General features: G+C 70.4%; 15 protein-coding genes. 7 read left to right on the top strand and 8 right to left on the bottom strand.

Annotated elements, in window-relative coordinates; all coding sequences use genetic code 11:
- Positions 1-69: 69 nt before the first annotated feature.
- Positions 70-456 carry a RidA family protein gene (locus HWV07_RS12260; RefSeq protein WP_178334577.1) on the bottom strand — a complete coding sequence of 129 codons (387 nt, stop codon included), beginning with the start codon at positions 454-456 and terminating at the stop codon, positions 70-72.
- A 185-nt stretch (positions 457-641) separates the two neighbouring features.
- Here HWV07_RS12260 and HWV07_RS12255 point away from each other — a divergent pair, with 185 nt between their 5' ends.
- A complete protein-coding gene (locus HWV07_RS12255) occupies positions 642-1,424 on the top strand; it encodes a DUF7089 family protein (protein ID WP_178334576.1) in 783 nt (260 codons plus the stop codon).
- A 10-nt stretch (positions 1,425-1,434) separates the two neighbouring features.
- Here the strand turns inward: HWV07_RS12255 and HWV07_RS12250 are convergent, their stop codons facing one another.
- The 3 genes from HWV07_RS12250 to HWV07_RS12240 form a co-directional block, all read right to left on the bottom strand.
- Positions 1,435-2,595 carry an acyl-CoA dehydrogenase family protein gene (locus tag HWV07_RS12250; protein ID WP_178334575.1) on the bottom strand — a complete coding sequence of 387 codons (1,161 nt, stop codon included), beginning with the start codon at positions 2,593-2,595 and terminating at the stop codon, positions 1,435-1,437.
- An 82-nt stretch (positions 2,596-2,677) separates the two neighbouring features.
- Positions 2,678-3,394 carry a type 1 glutamine amidotransferase gene (locus tag HWV07_RS12245; RefSeq protein ID WP_178334574.1) on the bottom strand — a complete coding sequence of 239 codons (717 nt, stop codon included), beginning with the start codon at positions 3,392-3,394 and terminating at the stop codon, positions 2,678-2,680.
- Positions 3,395-3,660: 266 nt separating this feature from the next.
- Complete coding sequence (locus tag HWV07_RS12240; protein WP_178334573.1) at positions 3,661-4,446, bottom strand: alpha/beta fold hydrolase; 786 nt, start codon at positions 4,444-4,446, stop codon at positions 3,661-3,663.
- 108 nt (positions 4,447-4,554) lie between these two features.
- Here HWV07_RS12240 and HWV07_RS12235 point away from each other — a divergent pair, with 108 nt between their 5' ends.
- Together HWV07_RS12235 and HWV07_RS12230 are read left to right on the top strand one after the other, a co-directional pair.
- A complete protein-coding gene (locus HWV07_RS12235; RefSeq protein WP_178334572.1) occupies positions 4,555-5,649 on the top strand; it encodes an aminotransferase class V-fold PLP-dependent enzyme in 1,095 nt (364 codons plus the stop codon).
- Between the two features lie 141 nt (positions 5,650-5,790).
- A complete protein-coding gene (locus HWV07_RS12230; RefSeq protein WP_178334571.1) occupies positions 5,791-5,949 on the top strand; it encodes a DUF7563 family protein in 159 nt (52 codons plus the stop codon).
- Between the two features lie 42 nt (positions 5,950-5,991).
- Here the strand turns inward: HWV07_RS12230 and glmM are convergent, their stop codons facing one another.
- The gene (gene glmM / locus HWV07_RS12225; protein WP_178334570.1) at positions 5,992-7,296 is read right to left on the bottom strand and encodes a phosphoglucosamine mutase; all 1,305 of its coding nucleotides are present in this window, start codon (positions 7,294-7,296) and stop codon (positions 5,992-5,994) included.
- Between the two features lie 225 nt (positions 7,297-7,521).
- On the opposite strand from glmM, the gene rpiA reads away from it, so the two are divergent.
- On the top strand, positions 7,522-8,202 hold the full coding sequence (rpiA, locus tag HWV07_RS12220) for a ribose-5-phosphate isomerase RpiA (protein ID WP_178334569.1): 681 nt from the start codon (positions 7,522-7,524) through the stop codon (positions 8,200-8,202).
- 136 nt (positions 8,203-8,338) lie between these two features.
- Here the strand turns inward: rpiA and HWV07_RS12215 are convergent, their stop codons facing one another.
- Both HWV07_RS12215 and HWV07_RS12210 read right to left on the bottom strand, forming a co-directional pair.
- Entirely contained in the window at positions 8,339-9,616 is a 1,278-nt protein-coding gene (locus HWV07_RS12215; RefSeq protein WP_246279761.1) for a M20 family metallopeptidase, read from the bottom strand.
- A gap of 128 nt (positions 9,617-9,744) precedes the next feature.
- Positions 9,745-9,912 carry a DUF1931 domain-containing protein gene (locus HWV07_RS12210; protein ID WP_178334568.1) on the bottom strand — a complete coding sequence of 56 codons (168 nt, stop codon included), beginning with the start codon at positions 9,910-9,912 and terminating at the stop codon, positions 9,745-9,747.
- 261 nt (positions 9,913-10,173) lie between these two features.
- On the opposite strand from HWV07_RS12210, the gene larB reads away from it, so the two are divergent.
- The 3 genes from larB to HWV07_RS12195 all read left to right on the top strand — a co-directional run bounded on the left by larB (position 10,174) and on the right by HWV07_RS12195 (position 11,599).
- Positions 10,174-10,968 (top strand): nickel pincer cofactor biosynthesis protein LarB, encoded by a 795-nt coding sequence (gene larB, locus HWV07_RS12205; protein ID WP_178334567.1) that lies wholly within the window; start codon positions 10,174-10,176, stop codon positions 10,966-10,968.
- Positions 10,969-11,050: 82 nt separating this feature from the next.
- Complete coding sequence (locus HWV07_RS12200; protein ID WP_178334566.1) at positions 11,051-11,197, top strand: DUF7563 family protein; 147 nt, start codon at positions 11,051-11,053, stop codon at positions 11,195-11,197.
- Positions 11,198-11,326: 129 nt separating this feature from the next.
- Positions 11,327-11,599, top strand: a complete 273-nt coding sequence (locus HWV07_RS12195; RefSeq protein ID WP_178334565.1) for a GIY-YIG nuclease family protein — start codon at positions 11,327-11,329, stop codon at positions 11,597-11,599.
- Here HWV07_RS12195 and HWV07_RS12190 read toward each other — a convergent pair.
- Positions 11,596-12,024 (bottom strand): DUF7344 domain-containing protein, encoded by a 429-nt coding sequence (locus HWV07_RS12190; protein WP_178334564.1) that lies wholly within the window; start codon positions 12,022-12,024, stop codon positions 11,596-11,598. The two genes, HWV07_RS12195 and HWV07_RS12190, sit on opposite strands and share 4 nt — an antisense overlap.
- Positions 12,025-12,114 lie beyond the last annotated feature (90 nt).

The following is a 12,114-nucleotide window of genomic DNA, read 5'->3' as shown; positions in this document are numbered from 1 at the left end:
CCTCGATTAACTGACCGAGTTCCTCCCACCCACCAACCCCTTCGTTTCGATTGGAGATATCGGCGCCCGTCAGGAGACGACGGCCTCGGCTTCGACCTCGACGACGTACTCCGGTTCCACGAGACTCGACACCTCGACCAGCGTCGCTGCTGGCCGCACGTCACCGAAGAACTCCCCGTGGACCTCACCGACGGCTTCCCAGTCGTCCGCGTCGGTCACGTACATCCGGGTCCGGACGACGTCCTCGCGAGCGCCGCCGGCCTCCTCGATGGCGTCGACGACGATGTCGAGGGCGCGCCGGGTCTGCGCCTCGGGGTCGCCGGGGGCGACCGGATTTCCATCGTCGTCGGTCGCCGTCGTTCCGGAGACGAGGATCCGGTCTCCGACCCGGACCGCCCGGGAGTAGCCGACGTGGGGTTCCCACTCCGTACCCGTCGTGACGCGCTGTCGTTCCATGGTCCGGTGCGCACCACCCGGGAACATAGTTCCGGTGGCGAACCGCCCGGGTCGAAAGTCGAATCTTTAAACGCTCCGCCGCGGAAGGTCCGTGCATGAGCGACCCCACCAAGATCCTGCTCGCGACGCTCGTCGCCTCGCTGGTCGTCGGCGTCCTGTTGTTCGCCGGCATCACGCTCGGATAGATGTTCGAGCGCCGGAAGCTGTCCGGCGAACTGGCGGCCGTCCGCGAGGCGCACGCGCCGTCGGCCGCCGTCTTCGACAGCGACGGCGACTTCGAGACGCTCCCGTCGTCGGTCGCCGAGAACCTGCTGGCGGTCGTCGACGGCATCGACCTGCTGACCTATGACGAGTCGTGGGTCCCGAAAGACGCCCCGCAGACGCTCCACCGCATCGCCGGCGGGGAGTTCACGATCGGCGCGCCCGGGGACGGCGGCGTCGCCTGGACCCGACAGACCGACCCGCCGTCGGTGTTCGTCAAGCCGCGCCTGGAGGGTTCGCCCGCCGGCTTCGTCGACTTCCTGCTCGCGGAGGCGTTCGTCGAGGTCGGCCTGGGGCTCCCGGAGCACTTCCTGGGGTTCTTCGGATCGGAGTACCGCGCGCTCGACGAGGCGGTCCCGCTATCGGCGACCGAGACCTACCAGCTAGCGGCGGCGCTGTTCGACGCGTACGTGGGCCTGCACACCCGGGAGGTGTTCCGGGAGTGGGACGACGAGCACCCGGCCCTCTACGGGGAGTGGGTCGACGCCGGGGAACGACTGGAACCGCGGCTCTCGAATCTGACGAGCGACGTCGCGAGGGGACAGACCGACTTCGCCGACGGCGCGGAACTGGCCTGCAGCGCCGTCAAGCACGAGGTGTCGGTGCCGTCGCCGTTCGACGCCCTGGACGCCGAGGTGTATCGGGACCACGGGGCGGCCTACGCCGTGCGATGGGCGGAGAAGACGTTCGAGGCCCTCGAGGACTGACGGGCGAGCCCTACTGGTAGGCCTTCAGGCCCGTGAGGTCCTCGCCGAGGATGAGGGTGTGGATGTCGTGGGTGCCCTCGTAGGTGTAGACGGTCTCGAGGTTCGTCATGTGGCGCATCGGCGAGTAGTCGGCGGTGATGCCGTTGCCGCCGAGCATCTCGCGGGCGATGCGCGACTGGTCGCGGGCCATCCGGACGTTGTTCCGCTTGGCCATCGAGATGTGCTGGGGCCGGAGGTCCCCGCGCTCCTTGAGGTCGGTGATGCGGTAGACGAGCAGCTGGGCGAGGGTGATCTGGGTGGCCATCTCGGCGAGTTTCTGCTGTTGGATCTGGAAGCGACCGATGGGACCGCCGAACTGCTCGCGATCCTGGGCGTATCCGCGGGCGGTCTCGAAGCAGTCGCGGGCGGCGCCGACGGCGCCCCACGCGATGCCGAAGCGCGCCTGCGACAGACAGGAGAGCGGGCCCTTCATCCCCCGGACGTCCGGGAGGACGTCGGCCTCGTTGACGCGGACGTCGTCGAGGTGGATCTCGCCGGTGATCGAGGCGCGCAGCGAGAGCTTCTCCTCGATCTTGTTCGTGGTGACGCCGTCGAGGTCGGTGTCGACGACGAACCCGCGGACGGTGTCGTCGTCGGAACGGTCCTTCGCCCAGACGATGGCGACGTCGGAGATGGGGGAGTTGGTGATCCAGGTCTTCGCGCCGTTGAGGACGTACTCGTCGCCGTCCTTCTCGGCGCTGGTCTCCATCCCCGAGGGGTTGGAGCCGTGGGCGGGTTCGGTGAGCCCGAAGCAGCCGACCTTCTCGCCCGACCCGAGGTCCCAGAGGTACTCCTCCTTCTGCTCCTCGCTGCCGTAGGCGTGCAGCGGGTACATCACGAGGGCGCCCTGGACGGAGGCCATCGAGCGGAGCCCGGAGTCGCAGGCCTCCAGTTCCTGCATCAGCAGGCCGTAGGCTTTCTCGCTGACGTTCGGTGAGCCGTATCCCTCGAGGTTCGGCGCGTAGAAGCCGAGTTCGCCCATCTCGGGGATGAGGTCCATCGGGAACGTCCCCTCGATCCAGTGCTCGCCGATGTCGGGGCGGACCTTGTCCTCCACGAAGTCGCGGGCCGTGTCGCGGACCATCCGTTCTTCCTCGTCCAGGTCCGCCTCGAGACTCACGTAATCCAGCATACCGGAACGTGGAGTCGTACCACCAAAAACGCTCGCACACGCAGAAGGAGTTGACGGGGCCGCCGCCGGCGCCGGCGGCCGGTTAGTCGTCTGCGGCGACGGTCCCGGAAGCGGCTTCGGCGGCGGGGTCGACCGTCCGGATGGTCTCGGCGAAGTTCTCGAAGATAGACTTGGCCGGTTTCGCGTCGGCGTAGGCGGCCTCGGTGATGCCGTCGCAGACGGCCTCGATGCGCTCGGCCGGGAGGTGGTCCTTCCCGCGGACGACGGACTCGGCGGTCTCGGGGTCGTACTCGGGGTGGGACTGGAGGCCGAAGACGTCGCCGTGCCGGAAGCCGTGGACGCCGTAGTCGTTCTCCGCGATCAGGTCGGCGCCGTCCGGGAGTTCGGTGACGGCGTCGGAGTGGGTGGTGAAGACGGTGAACTCCTCGGGGACGCCCGCGAAGAGGTCGTCGCCGGTGTGGGTGACGGTCCGGTAGCCGAGTTCGTACTCGCCCATCGGCTCGACGGTGCCGCCGAGGACGTCGGCCAGCAGCTGGTGGCCCCAGCAGATGCCGAGGGCGGGGAGGTCGCGTTCGACCGCGCCGCGCACCCAGTCGCGCGTCCCCTCGATCCAGGGTTCGTCCCAGTAGACGGAGGCGCGCGACCCGGTGACGACGAAGGCGTCGTACTCGTAGTCGTCGGGGAGCTCCCCGTCGGTGACCGAGAACTCCGAGAGGTCGGCGTCGAGTTCGCGGCGGAAGTTCCGCGTCGTGTTAGGGTCGTTGTGAGAGGCGTTCAGTAGCGCGATACGTGTTCTCATCGGAACGTCGTACCGTTTCGACGTACATAAAGGACGCGTCAGACACAAACGACCGTGCCGACCTCCGACGCTCCCGCCCGCCCGTAAGAGAGTCGTAATGCGGCTCCAGAACGCCACATTCGGGAGGATTCGAACGAAGCTACCGTCTGGAAACAGCGACGTACCCCGTCTCGGTGCCGACCTACTATCGGGTATGGCTAGTCAGATGCGAAGTGTCCCCGACGGCGATCCCGAACCGTGTCGGCGACCCCCCACAGTCCCCGCGCTTAGCCCGAGTAATCGGCGCTTACGCCGTCGACGAACCGGTCTATCGCGTCGGAGACGGCCGCCGAGTGCTCGACGTAACAGCACCGTTTCCCCTCGACGGCCTCGAACCGCCCGCGCGGGAGGTCGGCCGCGAGTTCGCGGCCCGCTTCGACGTCGACGACCGGGTCCTCGAGGCCGTGGAGGACGAGCGTCGGCAGCGCGATCTCGTAGCGGGGACCCGCCTCGAAGGACCGGACCGCCTCGCGGTGGCCGGCCAGGGCGTCCCCGACGGCGTCCTCCTCGCGCCGCCACTCGACGACGTCGTCGACCAGTCCCGTCTCGGCCAGGAAACCGTCGGTGAACGCCAGCGAGAGGGATTCTCGGAGCCGCGTGGGATCCTCCGGATGGAGCGCCGACAGGGCTTCGTCGTCGATCTCCTGGCCCGAGGGGGCAGTCCCGACGAGTGTCAACGAGCGGGCGCGGGCGTACTCGCGCGCGTATCGGAGCGCGACCATCCCGCCGAGGCCCGCGCCGACGACGTGGACGCGAGGGACGTCGGCGTCCGCGAGGACGGCCTCCAGGTCCGCGGCGAGGCGGTCGACGTCGTACGGCCCCGCCGCGTCGGAGCCGTCGGTCCCGCGGGTCGCGTAGACGACCGTTCGGTACGGCCCGGACAGTTGTGGCGCCTGCCAGCCCCAGATCCAGGGGCCGAAGCCGGCGTCGGCGACGAAGACCACCGTCGGTCGGTCCGGCTCCCCGGCGACCTCGTAGGCGAGCGTCGTCCCCTCGGTCGTGACCGTCGGCATGGAGGCGACCACGGCCGGGGGGCGTATGCCGGTTGCGCTTCCACTGGAACCGGACCCCGGGTCGGGGCACCTCGCCACTTCCTTGGCGGTGGCGGGCGTAGCCGCGGTATGGATCCAGCGGCACTCCGCGCGGACGTCCCGGCCTGCGAGTCGTGCGCGTACCTGAACACGGGGGCGAGCGGCCCGGCGCCGCGCCGCGTCGTCGAGGCGGTCGAGTCGGCCCAGCGGGACCAGGAGTTCGAGGCCTGCTCGGCGGGCCACTACGAGGTCGCCGAGTCGGTCCGGGCGTCGGCCCGCGAGACGCTGGCCGACCACCTGGGCTGTCGGCCCGAGGACGTCGCGCTCGTCGCGTCGACCGGCGACGGGATCAGCCGCGTGGCCAACGCCGTCGACTGGTCGGCCGGCGACCGCGTCGTCCGGACGGACCTCGAACACCCCTCCGGCGTCCTCCCGTGGCGGCGGCTCCGGGACGAGGGCGTCGAGGTGACGACGGTCGAGTGCCCCGGTGGCCGGCTGCCGATGAACGACTACCGCGAGGCGGTCGCCGACGCGCGGCTGGTCTGTCTCAGCTCCGAGAGCTGGCTGCACGGCACCCGGCTGCCGGTCGCGGAGGCCGTCGAGATAGCCCACGACGCCGGCGCCTTGGTCCTCGTCGACGCGGTCCAGACGGTCGGCCAGCACCCGGTCGACGTCGAGGCATGGGGCGCCGACGTGGTCTGCGCTTCGGGGCACAAGTGGTTGCTCGGCCCCTGGGGCGCCGGATTCTGCTACGTCGACCCCGATTCGCTCTCGGCGTTCCGGCCGCGACACGTCGGGTACCACAGCGTCGTCGACCCGACGGGCGAGGGGTTCGAGTACCGCGACGACGCCGGGCGGTTCGAGGTGTCGACGTCGGCGGTGGCGCCGTACGCCGGTCTGGTCGAGGCCGTCGAGATGCTCGAGGCTGTGGGGATGGACGCGGTGGAGAACCGCATCGAGCGGCTGACCGACCGGCTCAAGGCCGGGCTCGGCGACCGCCTCGTCTCGCCGGAGGCCTACGAGTCCGGGCTGGTCACCTTCGCCGTCGAGGACGCCCAGGCGTTCGTCGACCGCGCGAACGCGGCGGACGTGGTCGTCCGCGACCTTCCCTCCGATGCGGTCCGGGCGTCGGTCCACGCGTTCAACGACGAGGCCGACGTCGACGCGCTCCTCGATCTGCTGTGACCACTTCCTGTCAGCGAACGCATATCTTGCCGGAACCCGTCGCCTCGAGACGGTCGAATCCGGCTGCTATCGGGATTCTGTCGCCCGTTCGATACATGTTGACACACTATTATTATGTGGGTCCAGTTCCAGGGTAGGGGTATGCCGGAATGCCAGAACTGCGGCGCGTTCGTAACGGCAGCGTACGCTCGGGTTTTCACGCCGAACGGTATCGAAGATCCGCGCGTCTGTCCCCAGTGTGAGGACAAGATCCGCGACGGCTCCGACGTCCGCGAGGCCCGCTCCACCCGTCGGACGTAACTGGCACCGCGACCGAGCGTCTCTTCTCTCGTCTGCCGGCTCTCACCGGGCCGCTTCGACGAGGTTCCGCGCGTCCGCCAGGAGTTCCTCCGCCCGATCCGACTCGCGCGCCTCCGCGGTCACGCGGATCAGCGGCTGGGTGCCGCTCGCCCGCACGAGGAACCAGCCCGCGTCGGTGCTGACGCGGACGCCGTCGAGCGTCTCGACGGAGTCGTACCGCTCGAAGACGCTGTCCTCGACTGCCGCCATCACCGCCGCCTTGTCGTCGGTCTCGACGTTCGCCCGTCGGATTGGGTAGGTGGGGATCTCGTCGATGCGGTCCTCGAGCGGCTTCTCGGCCGCGAGCGCTGCGATCCGCACCGCGGCCAGGGGGCCGTCGGGACACAGCGTCTCCTCGGGCCAGATCCAGGCGCCGGAGGGTTCGCCGCCGAAGGCGACGTCCGGTTCAGCCGCGGCCTCGGCCACGTAGACGTCGCCGACTGGCGTCCGGGTGACGTCGACGTCGCGCTCGGCGAGGAAGTCCTCGACGGCGAGGCTGGTGTCGACCGGGACCGCCACGCGCTGGCCGGCCGCCGCGGCGTCGGCCGCGAACAGCGCCAGCAGGACGTCGCCGGCGAGGAACGTCCCGTCGCCGGCGGCGGCGCGCATCCGGTCGGCGTCGCCGTCGTGGGCGATCCCGAGGTCGTAGTCGCCGCCCTCGACGAGGGTCGCGAGCGCCGCGCAGTTCTCCGCCGTGGGCTCGGAGGGCCGCCCCGGGAACCGGCCGTCCGGCTGGGCGTTCAGCGTCTCGACCTCGCAGCCGAGTTCGACGAGCGCGTCCGGAGTGACACCTCCAGCACCGTTCCCGACGTCCACCGCGACGGTGAGGTCGAGGGGTCCGTCGACGGCGTCGACGAGCGTCTCGAGGTGCCGGTCGACGTCGCTGGCGGTCGTCCGCTCGCCGATGCCGTCCCACGGTTCGAGGTCTGGGTCGTCGGCCTCGATGCGCTCGGTCATGCGCTGGCGCCCCTCGGCGTCGTAGGCCTGCCCGGAGGGCTGCCAGAGCTTGATGCCGTTGTCCTCCGGGGGGTTGTGGCTCGCGGTGACGACGGCCCCGGCGTCGGCGTCCCGCCACGCGACGGCGCGGGCGACGGTGGGCGTCGCGGCGAGGCCCAGGTCGACGACGTCGGTCCCGAGTTCGCGCAGCCCCGCCGCGAGGGCGTCCGCGAGGAGTTCGCCGCTGCCGCGGGGGTCCCGTCCGACGACGACGCGGTCGGTCTCGGCGCCGAGCGCCCGCCCGACGCGGAGCGCGAGGTCGGCCGTCACCTCGTCGCCGACGGGGCCGCGGATACCGCTCGTTCCGAACATGTGGAGACGGTCTCGCGGGGTGGTAAAAATCCCGTCGGCTGCGGGACCGACCGAAGGGAGGTCCCGTTATGGCGAGCGGGGAGCGCAAGCGACCCGCGAACAGGGAGATACATTCTGAGCGCCCCCGACTAGCCGAACAGAGAGCGCACACGACCCGCGAGCAACGACCCAGTTCGGACGCCCAGCACCGCAAGTGCTTTTCCCGAGTCGGTGCCACTGACAGACATGAAGCAGAGCGGCGGGACCGACGAACAGAAGCGCCGCGCCGGAGCACGCGCCGCCGAGGCGGTCGACGACGGGATGGTCGTCGGCCTGGGCACGGGGTCGACGGCCGCGGCGGCCATCCGGGCGCTCGGCCGCGAGGTCGACGCCGGACTCGACGTCCGTGGAATCCCGACGTCCTACCAGTCACGGCAGCTCGCCCGCGAGGTGGGTATCCCGCTGACGACGCTGGAGGACGCCACGCCGGACGTCGCCGTCGACGGCGCCGACCAGGTGGCCGACGGCGACCTGATCAAGGGCGGCGGTGCCGCGCACGCCCGCGAGAAGCTCGTGGACGCGGCGGCCGACCGGTTCCTGGTCGTCGTCGACGAGACGAAGCGAGCGCGGACGCTCGACCTGGCGGTCCCCGTCGAGGTGCTGCCCGACGCCGTCCCGGTGGTGAACGCGGACCTGCGGGCCCTCGGCGGCGAGCCGACGCTCCGGGACGCCGAGCGGAAGGACGGGCCGGTGGTCACGGACAACGGCAACCTCGTCGTCGACTGCGAGTTCGGCGCGATCGCGGCGCCGGAGGCGCTGGCGGCCGACCTGGCGGCCGTCCCGGGCGTCGTCGAACACGGGCTGTTCGTGGGGATGGCGGACGCGGTGTACGTGGGGACCGACGACGGCGTCGAAGTGCTGAAGTAGTAGGTCGGTGATGTTGTGCGGTCGACGGCGTCGTCGCTGACGACGGCGTCGAAGTGCTGGAGCAGTAGGTCGGTGAAGTTGTGCGGTCGACGGCGTCGTCGTTGACGACGGCGCAGAGGCGCTTCCGTTCGAGAACTCAGTTCTGCCCGCAGCGGTACGGCAGCAGCGTGTAGACGGCGGCGTTGCCGACGAGCGTGTCCGTCGTGGTGTACTCGTCGGTCGAGTGGGCGTTGCCGTGCCCGAGGCCGAGTTCGACGGTGGGGACGCCCTCGTTCCTGAAGAGGCGGGCGTCGCTGCCGCCGCTGGCACACCGGCGGTAGACGCGGTCGCCGGTCACCTGGCGCGTGGCCTCGACGGCGGGGTCGATGACCGGGCTGTCCTGGGACTCGTAGGTGCCGGCGGTGGAGGAGACCTCGCGGACCGAGACGCGGTCGTGGTCCTCGAGGACGTCGCCGACGGTCGTGAGGACGGCCGACGGGTCGACGCTGGGGGTCAGCCGGACGTCGAGTTCGGCGACGGCGCGCTCGGGGACGCTGTTGATGGCGTCGCCGCCGTTGAACGTCCCGAGGTTGGCCGTCGGCTGCTCGAAGAGCGAGCGGGCGGTCTCCCGACCCATCGCGGGCGCGTAGTACTCCACGGACTCCTCGATGACCGACTCCATCTGCGGGTCGATCGAGAGGTCGAGGTCCTCGAGGACGGCCCGGCAGTCCTCGATGGCGTCGTCCAGGCGGTCGATGGCGTTGACGCCCAGCATCGGGCGGGAGCCGTGGGCGGCCTGGCCGGTCGCCTCGAGGGTGAGCCACAGACGGCCCCGCTCGGCGACGGTGACCGAGCGGCGCTCCGGCGCGGAGGTGGTCTCGGCGACGACGCAGACGTCGGGGTCGACGGCGTCGCGCTCCAGGAGGGTCTCGGTGCCCGCGGGGCCGCCGGTCTCCTCGTCGGCCACCAGGGCGAACTGGAGGGTGAACGGGGGCGTCGTGTCCGTCGCCGCGAACGCATTCGCGGTCAGGAGCAGTGAGGCGACGGGACCCTTCATGTCGGTGGCGCCGCGGCCGAAGATCCGGTCGTCGTCGCGTTCGCCGAGTGGGTCCCGACTCCAGCGCCCGGCGTGGAACGGGACGGTGTCGAGGTGGCCGTTGAACAGCACGGTCTCGTCGCGCTCGCCCTGCAGCGTCGTCACGAGGTTCGGCTTCGCCGGCTCGGAGACCACCCGATCGGTCTCCAGCCCCCAGTCGTCGAAGCGGCCCTCGATCCAGTCGGCGATCTCGCCGGTCCGGCCCGGGGGGTTCTGCGTGTCGAACGACAGCAACTCCAGCAGCAACTCCGCGGCCCGGTCCTCGTGCTCGCGGACCCAGTCGACGGGTTCGGGGGTCGACTCCTCGGCCAGCCGGGGGTGGTGTGTCGTTTCAGTCACAGTGACTGTTCACCGGGATTAGTAGTTCACGTCGGTTAGTACCCACGGTGGGAGCGGGACCGGCTGCTATCGGTCGACGCGCTCGGCTGTACGCTGCGACCCGCGAAAGAATACGAGTGGAAGCGACCTTACAGGTCGCGCGGCTGGACGGTCTTTCGGTCGTTGTCCTCGGCACGCCGGGCGGCGTCCTCGAGCAGCTCCTCGACCTCGTCGTCGAGGGCGTCGTAGAAGTCGGAGGCGACGTTCATGTCGTTGAGCGCTTCCTTCACAGCGGCTTTGACGATCAGGTCTGCCATACAAATCGCGGTTTACCCGGGCCCCTTATATAATTTCCCAAAAGGGGGCGGTATCGCCGCTTCTACCGCCGGTTTAGCCGTGTAAAACCGGGGAGAACCGACGCGGAGTTGGACTGCTTATATACGTGTTTTGGCCAGTTCATTCCTCGAGTCCGCGAACCGGCGCCTCGAGCGCGCTCGAGCGCGCTAACAGCGGCTCACGCGCGCCGACGCCCCCGGTCGAGTCGACAGGTTGGTAGTCGCCGACGCGAACACGGGAACATGCGCGAGATACTCGAGGCGGTCGCCGCCGGCGAGCTATCGGCGGCCGAGGCCGAAGCTGAGCTCCGGGGGTACGCCCGGACGGAGGCGGGCCGGTTCGACGCGGCCCGGGAGGACCGGACCGGCATCCCGGAGGCGGTACTGGCCGAGGGGAAGACGCCCGAGGAGACCGCGGCGATGACCGCCGGGGCCGTGGAGACGACCGGCCGGGCGCTGGTCACCCGGGCCGACGACGACGCGGTCGACGCCTGCCGGCAGCGACTGGCGGAGGAGGCCCCCGAGGCGACCATCGAGCGCGACGCCAGGGCCAGGACGCTCGTCGTCCAGGCTCCGACGTTCGAGCCGCCGGAACTCGACGCCACCGTGGGCGTGGTCACCGCCGGCACCTCGGACGCCGAGGCGGCGGGCGAGGCGGCCGTCGTCGCCCGGGAGATGGGCGCGACCGTCGAGCGGATCGACGACGTCGGCGTCGCGGGCATCGCCCGCCTCTTCGACCGTCTGGCGGATCTCAGGGAGACGGATGTCCTGATCGTTGCCGCGGGCCGGGAGGGCGCCCTGCCCACGGTCGTTGCCGGCCTCGTCGACGTCCCGCTGATCGGCCTGCCGGTGTCGACGGGCTACGGCGCCGGCGGCGAGGGGGAGGCGGCGCTCTCGGGGATGCTCCAGTCCTGTACACCGCTGACGGTCGTGAACGTGGACGCCGGGTTCACCGCCGGCTCGCAGGCCGGACTCGTGGCTCGCTCGATATCGGAAGCGAGAGCCTCGGAGGGGGCGGAAACCGACGGGTCGCGGTAGTTTGTCACTGTATACCGAGGGTATTTGTGCCTCCGGGACCAAAGGGGGGTGCCGACAGGGGATACCCACGTCGGCGGCCAGAATGCCCAGGTGTGATCACTGTGACGCGCACGTCTCGGACCGGTTCGCCCGCGTGTTCGCCGACGAGTTCGGCCAGGTACGAGCCTGCCCGAACTGCTCCGCGAACGCCGGGATCGCCGAGGTCTCGAGGGAGCGCGCACACGAGTAACGACCGTACGGTCGTTCGCACTGTGTTCCAACCACAGGGTGCCCTCGTCACGCGACCCTCGCGGTAGCGGTCGAATTCTTTCCGGAACGGACCGACAGCTTTAGCCGACACAGTCCCATCTCGGAACCGATGGCAGACGGCGACCACCACGTCTACGTCCTCGAGTGCGCCGACGGGTCGCTGTACACCGGGTACACGACCGACCTCGAGCGGCGCGTCGCCGAGCACGACGCCGGCGACGGCGCGAAGTACACCCGCTGTCGGACGCCGGTCGAACTCGTCCACTCGGAGAGCTACGACTCCCGGTCGGCCGCGATGAGCCGCGAGTACGAGATCAAGCAGTTCAGCCGCGCGGAGAAGGAGCGGCTCGTCTTCGAGGAGCGGGCGGCCGAGTCCGACTAGTTCGCCGCGTGGTCTGCTCCGAAGAACCGGGAGAGCAGCCCCGTCGTCTCCTCGTCGTCGGACCCGCCGGCGATGTCCAGGTAGGTGAACAGCGGCGCGGCACGCGAGGTCAGTTCGACGTGCTTCTCGACCGGGTCGTACTCGACGGCGCCGGCGGCGGCGAGCGAGGGGACGTGCGTCTGGTACAGCGAGACGTACACCGTCTTGAAGGCCCCCGCGTCGGCGTCGGACTCGATGCCCTCCGCCAGCGCGACCTCCCGGGTGAGCACGGAGAGCGGCACCGCCTCGCCGGCCGCCTCGAGGGCCCGGAGCAGTTCGCGCCGCCGTCCCGCGGAGAGCAGCGAGAAGATCCGGTCCTCCGAGAGGCCGTCGAGCGCCGATTCCGGGTCGTCGGGCCGGTCATCGGGGCCCACCATGGCTTCCATGGATATCCCACGCGCCGAGCGGAGATAACCTAATTCGGTCGATGGTTGCGGTTAGTTCGGGGTAACGTGCCCCTGCCGACGGGACCCACC

The organism is Natronomonas salina (assembly GCF_013391105.1).
GTDB classification, from domain to species: Archaea; Halobacteriota; Halobacteria; order Halobacteriales; family Haloarculaceae; genus Natronomonas; species Natronomonas salina.
Note: the sequence above shows the minus strand (reverse complement) of the source record. Positions and strands in the feature narration are given on the sequence as shown.